This window comes from Pontibacter ruber (assembly GCF_023630205.1).
GTDB lineage: Bacteria > Bacteroidota > Bacteroidia > Cytophagales > Hymenobacteraceae > Pontibacter > Pontibacter ruber.
Window position 1 is genome coordinate 1,126,400 of sequence record NZ_JALPRR010000001.1, and the last position, 15,301, is coordinate 1,141,700.

General features: G+C 48.5%; 14 protein-coding genes and 1 tRNA gene. 3 read left to right on the forward strand and 12 right to left on the reverse strand.

The genetic code is table 11. From position 1 onward, the window contains the following. Positions 1–271: 271 nt before the first annotated feature. Positions 272–721: a hypothetical protein gene (locus MJ611_RS05015; RefSeq protein ID WP_250428411.1), complete on the reverse strand. Its 450-nt coding sequence runs from the start codon at positions 719–721 to the stop codon at positions 272–274. 140 nt (positions 722–861) lie between these two features. Further along, entirely contained in the window at positions 862–2,061 is a 1,200-nt protein-coding gene (locus MJ611_RS05020; RefSeq protein WP_250428412.1) for a thiolase family protein, read from the reverse strand. A 63-nt stretch (positions 2,062–2,124) separates the two neighbouring features. Between MJ611_RS05020 and MJ611_RS05025 the strand changes: the two genes are divergently transcribed. After that, a complete protein-coding gene (locus tag MJ611_RS05025; protein WP_250428413.1) occupies positions 2,125–2,607 on the forward strand; it encodes a DUF4293 domain-containing protein in 483 nt (160 codons plus the stop codon). A 699-nt stretch (positions 2,608–3,306) separates the two neighbouring features. On the opposite strand, the gene MJ611_RS05030 is transcribed toward MJ611_RS05025, so the two are convergent. The 5 genes from MJ611_RS05030 to MJ611_RS05050 form a co-directional block, all read right to left on the reverse strand. Continuing rightward, a complete protein-coding gene (locus MJ611_RS05030) occupies positions 3,307–4,023 on the reverse strand; it encodes a DUF4476 domain-containing protein (RefSeq protein ID WP_250428414.1) in 717 nt (238 codons plus the stop codon). 183 nt (positions 4,024–4,206) lie between these two features. Then, complete coding sequence (locus MJ611_RS05035; RefSeq protein WP_250428415.1) at positions 4,207–4,815, reverse strand: hypothetical protein; 609 nt, start codon at positions 4,813–4,815, stop codon at positions 4,207–4,209. 272 nt (positions 4,816–5,087) lie between these two features. Continuing rightward, complete coding sequence (locus MJ611_RS05040; protein ID WP_250428416.1) at positions 5,088–5,768, reverse strand: outer membrane beta-barrel protein; 681 nt, start codon at positions 5,766–5,768, stop codon at positions 5,088–5,090. Between the two features lie 40 nt (positions 5,769–5,808). Further along, positions 5,809–6,489 carry an outer membrane beta-barrel protein gene (locus tag MJ611_RS05045; protein WP_250428417.1) on the reverse strand — a complete coding sequence of 227 codons (681 nt, stop codon included), beginning with the start codon at positions 6,487–6,489 and terminating at the stop codon, positions 5,809–5,811. A 267-nt stretch (positions 6,490–6,756) separates the two neighbouring features. Continuing rightward, positions 6,757–7,926 (reverse strand): AIR synthase related protein, encoded by a 1,170-nt coding sequence (locus MJ611_RS05050; protein ID WP_250428418.1) that lies wholly within the window; start codon positions 7,924–7,926, stop codon positions 6,757–6,759. Between the two features lie 194 nt (positions 7,927–8,120). Between MJ611_RS05050 and MJ611_RS05055 the strand changes: the two genes are divergently transcribed. Then, on the forward strand, positions 8,121–8,684 hold the full coding sequence (locus MJ611_RS05055) for a porin family protein (protein WP_250428419.1): 564 nt from the start codon (positions 8,121–8,123) through the stop codon (positions 8,682–8,684). A 452-nt stretch (positions 8,685–9,136) separates the two neighbouring features. On the opposite strand, the gene MJ611_RS05060 is transcribed toward MJ611_RS05055, so the two are convergent. The 4 genes from MJ611_RS05060 to MJ611_RS05075 all read right to left on the reverse strand — a co-directional run bounded on the left by MJ611_RS05060 (position 9,137) and on the right by MJ611_RS05075 (position 14,053). Continuing rightward, the gene (locus tag MJ611_RS05060; RefSeq protein ID WP_250428420.1) at positions 9,137–11,074 is read right to left on the reverse strand and encodes an OmpA family protein; all 1,938 of its coding nucleotides are present in this window, start codon (positions 11,072–11,074) and stop codon (positions 9,137–9,139) included. A 26-nt stretch (positions 11,075–11,100) separates the two neighbouring features. After that, on the reverse strand, positions 11,101–11,583 hold the full coding sequence (locus MJ611_RS05065; RefSeq protein ID WP_250428421.1) for a hypothetical protein: 483 nt from the start codon (positions 11,581–11,583) through the stop codon (positions 11,101–11,103). A gap of 165 nt (positions 11,584–11,748) precedes the next feature. Continuing rightward, positions 11,749–12,531, reverse strand: a complete 783-nt coding sequence (locus MJ611_RS05070; protein ID WP_250428782.1) for a (Fe-S)-binding protein — start codon at positions 12,529–12,531, stop codon at positions 11,749–11,751. A gap of 142 nt (positions 12,532–12,673) precedes the next feature. Then, on the reverse strand, positions 12,674–14,053 hold the full coding sequence (locus MJ611_RS05075) for a 4Fe-4S dicluster domain-containing protein (protein WP_250428422.1): 1,380 nt from the start codon (positions 14,051–14,053) through the stop codon (positions 12,674–12,676). Between the two features lie 179 nt (positions 14,054–14,232). Between MJ611_RS05075 and MJ611_RS05080 the strand changes: the two genes are divergently transcribed. Next, positions 14,233–14,308: transfer RNA gene (locus MJ611_RS05080), tRNA-Phe, on the forward strand. A gap of 282 nt (positions 14,309–14,590) precedes the next feature. On the opposite strand, the gene MJ611_RS05085 is transcribed toward MJ611_RS05080, so the two are convergent. After that, complete coding sequence (locus MJ611_RS05085; RefSeq protein WP_250428423.1) at positions 14,591–15,265, reverse strand: hypothetical protein; 675 nt, start codon at positions 15,263–15,265, stop codon at positions 14,591–14,593. Positions 15,266–15,301: the final 36 nt, after the last annotated feature.

The window sequence follows — 15,301 nt, forward strand, 5'->3', positions numbered from 1 at the left end:
GTTTGTAACTGGCACCTTGCAATCATACTTTCGCCAGTTACAAACTGGCTGCTATACTCAACCACCAGTTACCGCGGCGCTTAAACTGGCGGTATATGCAAATTAATGATTGATCCACAGCAACCTATAGGGCCTTTGTTGGTATTCTCACTAATAACTATACTTCAACGGCCACTGCCTGACTCCTATAACAATAGAGAGGGCGCCCCTATCGGGGGCGCCCTCTGCAAAGGGTTAGGCTGTATTCTCTAAGCAAAATGTTTTCCCAGCACTAGTTCTTGCGGTAAGATTCAGGAGCACGGTTACCTATCTCGCCGTTTCTTACTCCCTCCTGCAGAATCTCGCCTAGGCTGCGGTTACGTGAAGGGCGGCGCTGCTCTTCGCGGCTCTCCCAGCGTTCGCGCTCACGGCGTTGCTCTCTGGTCTCATCTTCTCTTCTGCGCTCGTCCTCTCTTCTGCTATCTTCCCAACGATCATCGTCATCTCTTCTTCTGTCCTCCCAACGATCATCATCGTCGTAGTCTTTATTTTGCTTTTTGCGGGCTTTCTCGTATTCCTTCTCCCGCTTCCACTCGGCATGCGCCCGGTGCTTTTCATCCACAAAAGAAGGCCTACCCTTCTTCTTTCCTTTGCCTTTATCACCATCGTGGCTATCTGCTGTGGCTACCTGAGCCCCAAAAGCCATTATACCTACCAATAACAAGGTTATCAACTTTTTCATAAGCGTTTGCTTTAGGTTTGATGAAGTATAAGCAAAGGCAGTGCCAATTTTGCATCAATGGGTATAAGAGGCTCATATAATAAAGCAAAAGCCCCTCCGGCTGTAGCAAGAGGGGCTTTTCTATAAGTATAGAATTTTACTTACATCTTCTCGTAGATGATCGCAACACCCTGGCCCACGCCCACGCACATGGTAGCCAAGCCATAGCGAACATTGTCGCGGCGCTTCATCTCGTGCAGCAGCGTTGCTGAGATACGCGTACCACTTGCCCCAAGCGGGTGACCAATGGCAATGGAACCGCCGTTCACGTTCACGATAGCCGGGTTGATCTCGAGTCGTTGCATACAAGGTACGGCCTGCGCTGCAAAAGCTTCGTTTATTTCAGCCAGCCCGATGTCGTTTATACTAATACATGCTCGCTTCAAGGCTTTGTGCGTGGCTGGAATCGGGCCCAGGCCCATGTGCGCCGGGTCTACACCGGCTACGCCTACGCCTGCTATGCGGGCCATTGGCTTCAGGTTATAGCGTTTCAGCACCTCTTCGCTTACAATAATGGAAGCCGCTGCGCCATCGTTGATACCCGAGGCATTACCGGCTGTTACCGTACCTCCTTTTTTGAAAGCCGGAGCCAGCGTGCCCAGTTTCTCTACTGAAGAAAGGCGCGGATGCTCGTCGGTATCGAAAATGATAGGATCGCCTTTGCGCTGGGGTATCTCTACGGGCACAATCTCGTCTTTAAACTTACCGGCCTCTGCGGCTGCTTTATACTTTAGCTGCGAGCTGTGGGCTAACTCGTCCTGGGTTTCACGTGAAATGCCTTCGCGTTCCGCTACGTTCTCGGCTGTTTCGCCCATCGTAAACGGGTAGTGCAGCGCCGACAAGGCCGGATTAGTGAAACGCCAGCCAATGGTGGTGTCGTAAATTTCGGCAGTGCGGGCAAAAGGAGTTTCGGCTTTCGCCATTACAAAAGGAGCACGCGTCATACTTTCCACGCCGCCTGCCAGGTATACTTCGCCGTCACCGCAGGCAATGGCACGGGAGGCATCGATAATGGACTGCAAGCCAGATGCGCAAAGCCTGTTAACCGTTACGCCGCCAATCTCCTCTGGAAGACCAGCCAGCAGCAGAGCCATACGCGCTACGTTGCGGTTGTCTTCGCCGGCCTGGTTGGCAGCGCCCAGCACCACATCCTCTATCAGGGCGGGGTCGAGCTGCGGGTTACGGGCCAGCAGGGCCTTCAGTACAAAGGCAGCCATATCGTCGGGCCTTACGCTGCTGAGCGTGCCGCCAAACTTTCCAACAGGCGTTCTAACTATATCTACAATGTAAGCTGAATTCATCTTTTTGGATTTACAGGTCTTTGTCTAATTTTGCAACTCTTTGCAATTTAAATTAACCACTTCATGATACAAAGAATTCAAACCGTATTTCTGTTCCTGCTGGCTATAGCCGCAATTTCGATGTTGTTTCTGCCGCTATGGTCTAAAGCCGACGCTACCACAGGCGAAGAAGTTGTGCTCACCGCCTGGAACATCAACTCTTATGCACCTGCAGATGCTGCGGAGGGTACTCCTGTTCAAAGCTCTATAGCCATTGGCATGCTGGCCATTGCTGCAGCCGTGATTGCGCTGTACGAGATCTTCCAGTTCAAGAACCGCCTCACCCAAATGAAACTGGGCCTGTTTAATACGTTGATTCTGGCAGCACTGCTCATTACTTCATACTATTATGCAGAGTTTGTAGCCAGTCCCCTGGTAGAAGCAAAGGAAGGTAGCTTTGAGGCCGGTTTCTACATGCCGGTGCTTGCGCTGTTGCTCAACGCTTTAGCCAACCGCTTCATCAGACGAGATGAGAACCTGGTAAGGTCAGTGGATCGATTGAGATAAGGATTTTAGATAGTATAACAAGAAAGGCTTCTCTATCACAGGAGAAGCCTTTCTTGTTTACGGCCATTTCTAATGTTGTCATTTCGAGCAGAGCGAGAAATCTTATACCTATAGCCGAGGTTTATACTTGTGGCAGGCTGGCCTTTGCTTCGTAGCTACTTGTTTTCCTCAGTCCTACTAACCTATACTTTCATTTTATACTTTGGAACGCTCACGGCCGCGGGGCCTCGTCCTTGGGTTGAGCGCTGTCTAGCTTTCCTTTGCTACCCTTCGGTCGCAATGCCCTGGAGGGCACCGGAAACCCAGAAGGCGCTCAACCCAAGGACTGGAACAGATACTTCTTAGCTTCTGGCTATGCAACTGGAACCATGTGTAGGGACAGGTCGCGACCTGTCCGCGCTATACCTACAGCTATGAAACTTATACTTTGAAGATTAACAACAGGCAGTAAAATTCCCCTCCTTAGACAAGAAGGGGTTAGGGTGGTTGGAAAACGATGAAAGTATAACCTGAGAAATACCTATGACAGAAATTCCCCTCTTGAGAGGGGTAGGGGTGTGTAAACTCTAGCTCAGGCAATAACCTACAGCCACCAAGACCTCGCAGGAGCTGCGCACGCTGCGAGGTCTGAGCTCCCCCTCCTGTTCTTAGAGGGCTGGAGTGAAATATAACTCGAGACTCAGCACTCATGACTCGGAACTAATACGGTCTCCTCCTGCTGGTGTACTCCTCCAGTTCCCGCACGCTGCTGTCAAACTTGAAGATGTCGTAGATGTAGTAGAAGCGTTCTTTATCACAGACGTAGTCGTAGGCGAACTTGGCGAATTCAACGCGGGTGCTTTCATAGTCAAACTGCTCGAGCAGGCGGCGCAGGTCCTCAGACAAAATACTGTTGTTGCGCAAAGCTTCACGGGCAATTGTGAGGCGGGTGCTTTCAAAGTCACGGCTTCTCATAGACTCTATCAGCCTGTCCAGGTCATACTTGCCCATGAGGTTGCGGCAGTCATTATCATACCTGTCGTGACGGTCGTAGTTGTTGTGGTGGTCTGGATAGTGTGGCCTTGGATAGGGTACTACTACCCTTGGCAACGGCACCTCGTCTACGAGCCTTACCCATACTTTGCCGCTTCTGCCCTTGGTGAGTACCTCATAGTTAGACTCGTATCCGTTGTTTACATATACTTTTGTACCCATACTGTACACTCCATAGCGACCCATGATCTTCACCTCCACCAGGTGCCTGCCGGGCCTCAGGTTGTCGATACGTACAAAGTTGGTTGCAGCACGGGTTACGGTACGGCCGTTCAGTTTCATCAGGAAGGGCTCGCCTTTGTAGGTGGTGAAGGTTAAAGAACCTTGTGCCCATGCCGGCAAAGCCAGCAGCACAAGCAGGAGCGGAAGTAGAAGTCTTTTCATGGCAAGTATAGGTTAAAGTCTATACTTTGAGCGGAGCCAATTATTGTGCCAGATTCTCCTGCTTTTAAATCTTAGTTTATACTTTAGGTTACTATATCCCTATAAAGATAACAGGCCGGGTATGTACCCGGCCTGCTAAAAAAATCTAACCTAAACAATTCAATTAATCTATAACCTAATCTTTTACCTCAACATAAAGCGCAATACAGCGCCGTAGTTGTGCGTTCTTTCTGCACGATCGTATAAAAAGGCATCGCCTTCCTCTACTAAGGTACGCTTGTAATCCACAGCAAGGCTCATGGGTATATTTCGTGGTTTAAACTCAACGCCCACCGACCCAACCCCGGCAAAGCTTGTCCCCAGGTCAGAGGTCTCGCTACGCGCATCCCCCAGCTTCAGCATAGCGCCTGCTCCTACGCCCAGGAAAGGCATTACTGGGCCATACTGCTGTATGTTCGGCTGCATCACATACCACAATGTGCCTTGGTAAGTATGCTTCTCGTAGAGGCTCGTAACCTGCGCCTCAAGTGCTGCGCTTCGTTTAATAAAATGTTTCAGCGATACTGTGTTCTCCTGCCCGGCATTAACAGCGTAACGGAAACCGAAAGCAGTTTTATAGGGAGAAGATTTTTCCCGTACTTGCGCCAATGCCTCGGCCCTGAGCGAATCTGGCTGCGCCTGAGCCCAGGCAGGTGTTGTGGCCATAAGCAGGAACAGCAGCAAACTATGTTGCAGCCTACAGCCCTTCAGTGTTTCCGAGAGCCGGCACAGGAAGTCGTAAAGCTGCTTCATAGTGTGTTTGCTTAACTATCTGTTGGTGAAGTTGACGTTTATACTTTACTAAAAGAAAGAAATTTCAGTGCAATAAGTAACATTGAAAATTAGGTTAAAAACATATCAGAACTGAGCTTTTATACTTGCTAAATCCTTATTTCAGTGCAAAAAGCAGGAACCTTTACCCTGCCGGGGTAACATGAGCTGTAGCAAAAACACCACAGGTAATGTACCTGTGGTGTTGATTGAGCATTAACTTTTGCAGTTGAAAAACGGTTCAGCCAGGGCAACTATAATTTATAGTTCACGCCAAACTCCAGCGATTTGAAAATTCTTCTTGGCAATGGCGCGTAACTTTCCCAGTCATGATCAAAAGAGTTTCGCCCGGTCAGGTTTCTTTTATAGAAGTAATACGAGGCATCTCCGTAGAACCTCTTGCTGATCTTGTAGTTAAACCCCACTCCTGCTGTAGCAAAAACATCCATGCCGGTGTCTCTTGTGGTAAGGGTACTAGAGCCTTCCGCATTCGTTGCTACCATCTTCCCTTTAGTGATGCCATAAGCAGGTATAACAGAAAGGGTACCATATATCGGAAACTTCCTGTACAGGTTAAAGAAGATGTGCGAAAAGGATACAGAACCGGCAATGGCAAAGGTTTTAGATGCCACCTCGTATTTAACATCCTGCACTGTATAATCTCCTTCATCTTTGTCTCCTCCGAAGCCCAGCCCCACCCGCACATTAGCCCGACGGCTTAGCTGGTAACCTGCGGTTAAGGAAATTGGCACAAAATAACCAGATCGTATAGCACCTGATCCTTTTGGTTCTTTATAGTAAATATGAAATGGTATAAAACTTACATCAAGCCCTACAGTGAACTTACCTTTTTCGATGTAAGTTGAATCCGGCTGCTGCGCTATGGCTGAGAAAGTCATTGCCAGAAACAACAATACAGTTAAAAGAGTTTTCATGCGTGGTTGCGATTAGAAGCTGAGGTTGTAACTAAGATAGCTATAGCTTATAGTTGATACCGATGGCTAAGGAGCCTGGATAAGGGTATTCATCTTTTGGTCTCAGCCTGTTGTTGAAATTCCGGTTGAGCCGGTAATAGTTGCCATACATGTCAAAGCGATCACTCAGGGGGTAAGCCAAGCCTATACCGAGGGTAAGAAAGGTATTGATGCCGGAAGTTTTGGCGCTGTAAGTAACTGTGGTGACTTCCTCTGTCCGCTCCGACTTTTCGGATTTTGATGTACTGAAAATTGGCGTAACCATGGCCGTACCGTAAAGCTCCAGTTTCCTGAACGGGTAGAGAAGCGTGTAATTTACGGTTACCGGCATGGCCACTCCCCTGGTATGGTTATACTCCCGCAGGTAGATCAGCTTTTCAGGCGATTCCACATAGATTTGCTCTACATCAAATTTGTAACTGTCATAAGATACCCCCACCTGCGCGCTAAGCCGCTTGCTAAATTTATACTTCAGGTAGGGCGTAACAGCAGGCCGAAGATCTCCGCCCTTAGGCTCATGAGCATACTTCAAGTTATAACCCACTGTACTGGCTATAACTCCTACAAACAACTTCTTACTTGCTGTATCCGGGGTGGCATGTTTCTGGGCCTGTACAAAAAAGGAAAGCAACAGCAGAATGAATGTGAGAATTGCTTTAGTAAGCTGATTCCATTGCTCCATGGTGATGAGTTTGTAGTTTGTTTTCGAAGGTTAAATTGACACACCCACGGTATAGGTTATATTCTATATACAAAAGGCAATATTTATACTTTTTGTAACATAAGCTATACCTTCTACCAGCTTCTCTGCGAACTGCATTGAGCCTGTATGAAGCCATTTAACCCCGTAACTGCAGGCACAAGAGCAGCGGTTTGTAACAAACAGGTACAAAAAAACCACAGGCGTGGGGCCTGTGGTTTTGGTAAAGTATAAGTATAGCTACTGCTGTTAACCTTCGTAGTAGAACTTGCCGTGGCTGCTCTTGATGGTAAGCTCGTTGCGGTCGCTGGCTTCTACGCGGCCAATGATCTGCGCCTCCACCCCAAACGCTTTCGAAATATCGATCAGGTTCTGAGCGTACTCCTTCGGCAGGTAAATCTCGAGGCGGTGGCCCATGTTAAACACCTTGTACATCTCTTTCCAGTCGGTATGGCTCTCTTCCTGAATGATGCGGAACAGCGGAGGCGTCGGGAAAAGGTTGTTTTTGATGATGTGTACCTTATCGGTAAAGTGCAGCACTTTGGTCTGGGCGCCGCCGCTGCAGTGCACCATGCCGTGGATGTGCGGGCGGTGCTCTTTCAGGATCTCCTTCACAATTGGTGCATACGTACGCGTTGGCGACAGCACCAGCTTGCCCATCTCCAGGCCGGTTTCCTCGTTCACATCGGTCAGTTTATACTTGCCGGAGTAAACCAGGTCTTTTGGCAGTTCCGGGTCAAAACTCTCCGGGTAAGATGCCGACAGGTATTTATGGAACACATCGTGGCGGGCCGAGGTTAGGCCGTTGCTACCCATGCCACCATTGTACTCATCTTCGTACGTAGCCTGCCCATACGAAGCAAAACCCACGATCACGTCACCGGGCTGTATGGTGTGGTTCGAGATCACCTCGTCGCGGCGCATGCGGGCGGTCACGGTGCTGTCTACAATAATGGTGCGTACCAGGTCGCCTACGTCGGCTGTTTCGCCGCCGGTGCTGTAGATGCCGATGCCGTTGTCACGCAGCATTTGCAGCACTTCTTCAGTGCCGTTGATGATGGCTGCGATCACCTCGCCGGGCACCAGGTTCTTGTTACGCCCGATGGTGGAAGAAAGCAGGATGTTGTCGGTAGCGCCCACGCACAGCAGGTCGTCGGTGTTCATGATCACCGCATCCTGGGCAATGCCTTTCCATACGCTCAGGTCACCGGTCTCTTTCCAGTACATGTACGCCAGCGATGACTTGGTGCCGGCTCCGTCGGCATGCATCAGCGCGCAGTACTCGGGGTCGCCGGTAAGTATATCAGGGATGATCTTGCAGAATGCTTTCGGGAATAAACCTTTGTCGATGTTCTTGATGGCATTGTGCACGTCTTCTTTAGAGGCCGAGACGCCACGTTGCAGGTATCTGTTTTCCATAACGATGGTGGTTTCCTTACAAATTTAAGAAAGGCTGTGGTATTAGTGGCAGACAAAAGTATAAAATCCGCCCCGCGAATTGCTTTATACGCAACGGCCGCAAATGTTTCCCGACTTTTTTCTTGATAACATGCAACGCTTTCCTGAAAACTAACATCTACCTATATATCATACCTTCTAACCCCTTACAAACTATGAAAAAGATTATCCTCCCTTTGCTGCTGTGCCTCTGCGGCCTCAGCCTGCCTGCTACGCTGCAGGCCCAGGATTCGCTCAGTGTTAAACCTCAGGCTACGGCTCCTTATAAAGTGGCCGTTGGTGCACGTTTTTCTGCCGGAGGTCCGACAGGTGCAGACTTAAGTATTACAGCTAAGTACTTCATCGGGAAACAATCTGCCTTGGAGGCCCAGTCCACGGTTAACCCGCAAAACCGATATTTCCTGGCCTCGCTCAGCTACATCTGGCAACCGCAACTGCTTACCTCTTCGCGCTTCAGGCCTTATGCCGGGCTGGGTGTGGGCGTGTTAAGAAGCCGCAACTACTACTATGACGGCAGAAGTACAAGCGAACACATTAAAGTTAACCCGGTAGGTGTTGCCACTATTGGTGTTGAGTATACTTTCCCCAAGGCGCCCATTGCCCTTTCCCTCGACTACCGCTCTACTTTCCTGCGCCTCGATAACACCAGCACGCAGCCAACCTTCGACCTCAGAAACAGCAGTAACATTGGCTTAGGAGTTAAGTTTTTGATCAGATAATATAAGAGATCTGAGTCTTGAGTTGGTTTTACATCTTCCTCACCCCGACCCTCTCCTTAAATCAGGAGGGGTATTCAGTTACTGCCATACTTGAAAGTATGAGAGTTCTATAGCAGTAGTATAAACACACCCCTCAGAGCTACGCTCGCTAGCTTCGAACTCACGTTCTCGCTAGTCTGCAAGAGGAGAATTTCTGCTACAACCAATCAAGAAGTATAAGCGCTGTAGTAATAACTTTTATACCAAAGCAAGCGGCCGGAGGCCGTGGGATGGCTCACACTCGCGGGACGCGAGCGAGGGCTGTGTGCTGTTAGGCTGAGCATATGCGTAACTGGTTCGGCTAAAGTATAAGTAAGTATAAAAGGGAAGGCGGTAGAAATCTACCGCCTTCCCTTTTATACTTCTAGTTCCAACTCGTGACTCAGAACCCGTAACTCGTAACTTTAAAAAGCTTATTCCTGCACGCGCACCACTTTGAACTCAGTGCGGCGGTTGCGCTGGTGCTGTTCTTCCGTTTTGGCATTACGCACTACAGGTCGGCTCTCGCCATAGCCTTTGGCCGTGATCCTGCTCTTATCTATCCCTTTCGAGATAATGTAGTTAACTGCAGATTGCGCACGGCGCTGCGACAGGTCCTGGTTGTATACATCCACACCACGCGAGTCGGTATGTGAGCTAAGCTCGATGGAAATTTTTGGGTTGTCGTTCAGGATCTCTACCAGCTTGTCGAGTTCTTTGGCAGCGTCCGGACGAATGTCAGCTTTGTCGAAATCGTAGAAGATGTTCTCCAGCACGATCGGCTTTTCTTTCACGATCTCGCTCAGCACGAGTGTAGCTGTTAGGCGAACATCATTTACCTCTTCGGGCAATTCGCTCTGTGGAGGCATTTTACCTACTGTGGTAATGCGCTGGCGGGCTGTAAAGAAGCCGGGCTTTTCAGCAACCAAGGAATACGTAGAGGCTGTATCGAGGCTGAAAGTGAACTGGCCGCTCTCATCGGCTTTAACCTCACGCAGCTTTTTGCCTGTTTCATCCTGCAGCACTACCGGTATGTTCGCTACTCTTGTCTGCTGCTTGGCTCCTTCGCGGCGCTGGTAAACCGTGCCATCTACAAAGAAGTTAACCCGTTTGCGGCCTGATTTGGCAAGTGCATAAATATCATCGCTGCCTTTACCCCCCTGGCGGTTAGAAGAAAAATAGCCTTTGGTGCCGGTCTGCATATAAATGCCGAAGTCGTCGCCGCTGGAGTTGATAGGCATACCCATGTTCACCGGTTTGCCATTCTCTATGCGGAACAGGTCGAGGCCGCCAAAGCCAGGCAGGCCATCAGACGCAATATATAAGGTACTGTCTGCCCCTACCGAAACAAAGGTCTCGTTGCCGGGCGTGTTGATTTCAGGGCCAAGATTCTCAGGATCAGAGAAGCGTCCGTCTTCATCTATGGTTGATTTGTACACGTCGTGCCCGCCTAGGCCGCCTTTGCGGTTGGAGGTAAAGTATAAGGTTCTGCCATCAGGGGAGAAAGCCGGTGAAGAATCCCATGCACGAGGGTCGTTTATACTTAACAGCTTTGGCTCTGTCCAGGCATTGGAGCGGAAGAAAGAAATGAACAGGTCTACGTTCTGGCGGCCCTTCTTGGTGCCTTCGTTACCACGGGCGAATACTATGGTCTGGCCCTCGTTCTTGAAGGTAGCCAATGCATTGTGTATGCCTTCTACATTTACGGCGTTCAGCTGGCGTATGGTGGCAACCGAGTCGCTGAGCGTGGAGGCATAAATGCTGAGAAAGCCTTCGCCATTGCCCAGGTACTCTTTGCCAGGGCCGCGTGTAGAAGAAAAGACCAGTTCATTGTTCAGCACATACGGGCCAAATTCAGAAGCCTCGGTGTTGAGAGCTTCCAGGTTCTTGATCTCATACCCCTGGCTCTGGCGCTGTATCTCGCTTAACCTGCTCAGGTTTTCTACCTCGCGGGCCGCTGCAGCTTTCAGAGCCGGTGTACCTCCAATCTTCACATAATCCTGCAGTTGGTTGCGCGCACCTTCGTAATTGCCAGCAGCTTTCAGTGCCAGACCGTAGTAGAAGTATACATTATCTTTGCGATACTTATTATCCAGCGCAGCTTTATAAAAAGGCTCGGCCTGCGCAAGCCTGTTCGACAGGCGGTAAGCCTCTGCTATTTTATAGTTTACCTCACCTGGGCTATTGGTCTTGGCAAGCGCCTGCTTGTAAAACTCGATGGCCCGCTCGTATTGCTCCTGCTCGAAACGCTTATCGCCTTTGCTAAGGTAGCTGCCTGCGCAGCCGGCTCCCAGCAGCAATACAAGAAGCATAAGCAAACCAGTTAGCTTCATGTGGTAGGTAAATGGCTTTAATAATTGCGTCTGATGCATGAGCAGAATGAGGTTTAGTAGCCAGATTAAAAATACCTGGAGAGCCAACTGTTGCGGGCAGGGCGTGGCCACCGCGCCTGTAGCTCTCCATAATTATTTACTAATGTATCAAAGTATAATGTATTTTCATCTATCTCGCCGGCAGCAACTTTTTGTTTCAGCTCCTGCATCCCTACTGTTTGTACTTTCCCATCTTTCAGGAAAGCAAGCCTTGTCCGGTCGAAGAAAGAAACCTTAAAACGCTCCTCCAGCTCCCGCACAAATCGTACGGATGCATCGATGGAGCAGCCGCTGGCGGAAGTAGCGCTTTCGTTATTAGCCAGCACGAGAAACTGGTTGTGCAGCAGCTCTGCTGAGGCCTGCAGGCCCTTGCCATGACTGCTCCACTCTGTAGCAAAACGCTCCAGCAATGGTTTTATTTCTGCCACTTCTGCCTCTGTCAGCGGTCTGTTAGACTGGTAAATCCAAAGCCTTGACTGCGGAGGCAGTTGGTCAAACGGAATGTACATATTCTTAATTGTTGATTGTTAATTGTTGATTGTTCTTAAAGAGTTACTCGCTGATGTTGTATACTCGCTTTACCTGTTCTCACACTTTATATAGCCAAAACAGAAGTGCCGAAATCAATCCGGGAGTAAAACAACAATCAACAATTAACAATCAACAATCAGGTATTATTTTGTAAGCCCTTCGGCTTGAGCGATCAGCTCGGCAATGTCAAAAACTTTTACGTTTTCTTCCTGTTCCTTGTTCTTCACGCCATCGTTCATCATCACCATACAGAACGGACAGGCTGTTGCGATCACGCCGTTGCCTGTGCCCAGTGTAGCCAAGGCTTCTTCTGTTCTTTCGATGTTGATGTCTTTGTTGCCTGGTTCCGGCTCTTTAAACATCTGCGCACCACCGGCACCACAGCACAAACCATTGGCGCGGCTACGCTTCATTTCAACAAGGTCGGCATCTAATGCTGCCAATACATCACGCGGTGCTTCGTAAATATCGTTGGCACGGCCCAGGTAGCAGGAATCATGATAGGTAATGCGCTTGCCTTTGAACTCGCCGCCTCCCTGCATTTTTACCTTACCTTCGTTAATGAGCTGCTGCAGGAACGTAGAATGGTGAATTACCTCATAGTTACCGCCCAGGTCCGGGTACTCATTTTTGATCGTGTTGAAGCAGTGCGGGCAGGCGGTTACAATCTTCTTGATGTTGTAAGCATTCAGCACTTCGATATTGGTAAGGGCCTGCATCTGGAACAGGAACTCGTTACCGGCACGCTTAGCCGGGTCACCGGTGCAGCTTTCTTCTGTGCCCAAAACGGCATACTTTATACCTACATGCTCCAGTATCTGCACAAACGCGCGGGTTACTCTTTTATAACGGTCGTCGAAAGAGCCCGCACAACCAACCCAGAACAGCACTTCCGGCTCTTCGCCATTAGCAGCCATTTCTGCCATGGTCGGCACTTTTACTAATCTTTTATTTTCCATCTTATCTTGTATTCAAACGACAAAGGACTACTTGACAAAAGACAAAGGATTTAAATTTATATTTCCCGTATAATGATGTCTTTTATCCTTTGTCTAAAAATTCTTTTGTCTAGTTTTTAGAAGGCACATACAGTTCTTCGGCCCAGTTAAAGCGGTCGGAGGCCGGGAAAGCCCAGGGTGCACCGTTGTTCTCGATGTTGGTGAACATAGCATTCAGCGATGCCGGTGCCGCCGACTCTTCCAGCACCAGGTAGCGGCGCAGGTCCATGATGGTGGAAAGCTGGTCGATGTTAACCGGACAGGACTCTACGCAGGCGTTGCACGAGGTACAGGCCCACAGCTCTTCCGGCGTTATATAGCCACGAAGCAGGGTTTTCTCATCTGTAGTGGCTACACGCTCCACACCCAACTCCTTGTAATGGTTTGGTCTGAAGATAGCCGGGTGCTCACCTTTCTCCTCCATACGGTCGCGGGTGTCCATGATGATCTTGCGTGGCGAGAGCAGTTTACCGGTAATGTTAGCGGGGCAAACAGAAGTACAGCGACCGCACTCGGTACAGGTATAAGCATCCATTAGCTGCTTCCAGCTCAGGTCTTCCACGTCTTTGGCACCAAAACGCTGCATCACCGGGTTACCTTCGGCGTCCACTTCAGGAGCAGGCGGCTGGTAGCTTGGGTCCAGCATGGCTTTGATCTCGTGCGTAATCGCCGGGTTAGTGGCAAACTTACCCTTTGGCAACAGCTTGGAGAAGTACACGTTCGGGAAGGCCATGATGATGTGGAAGTGCTTGGAACTTGGCAGGTAGTTCATAAAAGCAAGTATACCCAGGATGTGGATCCACCAGCCTGTCGTAGCGATTGCTTCAAGCGTGCCAGCATCAGAGCCAAATGCATTTACAAACAGCTGGCTTACCGGGAAGCTGCCTGCCAGTTCGTGGCCTTTCAGTTCAGCCAGTTTCAGGTCAGAGATGTTGAAGGCGAACAGCGCAAACATCAGCACGATCTCTGTGATCAGGATCACGTTGGCGTCCAGCTTTGGCCAGGCGCGCATTTCAACGCCACGTGCCAAACGAGGTACCTGGGTCACGTTTCGTCTCCACAGGAAAATAGCGCAGGCCACAATTACCAGCGCAGCCAATATCTCGTTCACAAACATCAGGGCACTGTACACCGGCCCCATAAAGCCCAGCACGCGGTGCGTTCCGAAAATACCGTCGATCAGGATCTCCAGCACCTCGATGTTAATCACCAGGAAGCCAATGTATACAAAAAGGTGCAATACGGCCGGCAGCATACGCTTGAACATCTTCTGCTGCCCGAAAGCAACCAGCAACATTTTGTTTAAGCGTTCGGATGAGTTATCGCTAAGTTCCACATCGCGGCCTATCAGCACATTTTTGCGAATCTTCCGGATTTGCCATACAAAAAGGCCTATACCTATGGCAGCCACGATCAGGAAAATAATGTTTTCTATTCCAAAGTTGTCCACTTTTATTCTGGCAAATTATTCGTTATACATACTAATTTGTACCTAAAGATAGCAGAATACGAAGAATAAACGTGCAGGCGGTATATTTTTTTAAAATTTTTCTAGCCGAATATTTGCACCTTCAAAGTTAGTTACTACTTTTGCATACCCTTACGAAAGACAGGGACACAACAAGAGCTGGTGATGTAGCTCAGTTGGTAGAGCAAAGGACTGAAAATCCTTGTGTCGTTGGTTCGATTCCAATCATCACCACCAGAAACCCTCGCTTTAAGTAGTGAGGGTTTTTTGTTTTTATGGCCTCTATGCTCATTCCTGAGCCATTTAACTTACTCTGATTATAACAGATGAGACTTTACTAAATGTACGTGATAAACTACGTGAAGCTGCCCTTTAACCTATTTTTGTCCCACTTGCTGTCTCATTTGCTGTCTCGCTTATAATCGAGGTAACAGTTACTGATTTGAGAACAGCTCGACATAGGTTCGATCAAAGACAATTGGTAATGCATTTACCACACTCGCACTTTTTATTAAGCAGTTAGAAAACCATAGAAGCCTTTGGTATATCATATATCTGGTAATAAACCCTCTCATATTTATTAGACCTCTCATATTGTGAGTCCCCCCACTCAGAAATGTGACCCAGATACGAAGGAAGAGTATAATGTAATTGACCACCCATGCCTACAACCTGCTGTACATACTCGTTCCCATCGTGATCTGTATAATATATACTAAACTTAAAAAGATCAAGAATCTCTACTGAACTTATACCCCTTACATTAACTTGGATAACTTGTTTTGATTGAGGATATATGACTGAACTACCATCCTTAAAAGAAAAATCTATCTCTTCTAAGTAACCATCATAAGGATCAGGAGGAGAAAATAAGCTTATATCAGTTGCTGTTCCACCTGTGTTCTCTACTGTAATCCCAAAGTAAGTACCATTATAGCTCTTAGTGTTCAAGATTAGGTTTGGCCTTATCTCAAGCCTTCTTCTCTCTGTGGCGACTTTTACTTGATTTGCTAACCCATCAGCTATCTTAGCGAGTGTATTGAGTTCTTTCTGTTGATCTATACTATTGTTCTTCAAATCTATAAGAGTCCAAACAACGCCAATAGCTCCAACTATAGCAGCTACAGCTTGTAACCAATCTGTTATAGAAGGTGACATCAGATAATTAATAAATGATAGTAAATCTAAAAGCATAATGATGGTTAGATTAGAAATAATTAAAGCACCCCT

What these genes read in the sequence shown, in the direction of transcription:
- MJ611_RS05015 (WP_250428411.1), bottom strand. Translation starts at nt 721, where the DNA reads ATGAAAAAGTTGATAACCTTGTTATTGGTAGGTATAATGGCTTTTGGG.
- MJ611_RS05020 (WP_250428412.1), bottom strand. Translation starts at nt 2,061, where the DNA reads ATGAATTCAGCTTACATTGTAGATATAGTTAGAACGCCTGTTGGAAAG.
- MJ611_RS05025 (WP_250428413.1), top strand. Translation starts at nt 2,125, where the DNA reads ATGATACAAAGAATTCAAACCGTATTTCTGTTCCTGCTGGCTATAGCC.
- MJ611_RS05030 (WP_250428414.1), bottom strand. Translation starts at nt 4,023, where the DNA reads ATGAAAAGACTTCTACTTCCGCTCCTGCTTGTGCTGCTGGCTTTGCCG.
- MJ611_RS05035 (WP_250428415.1), bottom strand. Translation starts at nt 4,815, where the DNA reads ATGAAGCAGCTTTACGACTTCCTGTGCCGGCTCTCGGAAACACTGAAG.
- MJ611_RS05040 (WP_250428416.1), bottom strand. Translation starts at nt 5,768, where the DNA reads ATGAAAACTCTTTTAACTGTATTGTTGTTTCTGGCAATGACTTTCTCA.
- MJ611_RS05045 (WP_250428417.1), bottom strand. Translation starts at nt 6,489, where the DNA reads ATGGAGCAATGGAATCAGCTTACTAAAGCAATTCTCACATTCATTCTG.
- MJ611_RS05050 (WP_250428418.1), bottom strand. Translation starts at nt 7,926, where the DNA reads ATGGAAAACAGATACCTGCAACGTGGCGTCTCGGCCTCTAAAGAAGAC.
- MJ611_RS05055 (WP_250428419.1), top strand. Translation starts at nt 8,121, where the DNA reads ATGAAAAAGATTATCCTCCCTTTGCTGCTGTGCCTCTGCGGCCTCAGC.
- MJ611_RS05060 (WP_250428420.1), bottom strand. Translation starts at nt 11,074, where the DNA reads ATGCATCAGACGCAATTATTAAAGCCATTTACCTACCACATGAAGCTA.
- MJ611_RS05065 (WP_250428421.1), bottom strand. Translation starts at nt 11,583, where the DNA reads ATGTACATTCCGTTTGACCAACTGCCTCCGCAGTCAAGGCTTTGGATT.
- MJ611_RS05070 (WP_250428782.1), bottom strand. Translation starts at nt 12,531, where the DNA reads ATGGCAGAAATGGCTGCTAATGGCGAAGAGCCGGAAGTGCTGTTCTGG.
- MJ611_RS05085 (WP_250428423.1), bottom strand. Translation starts at nt 15,265, where the DNA reads ATGCTTTTAGATTTACTATCATTTATTAATTATCTGATGTCACCTTCT.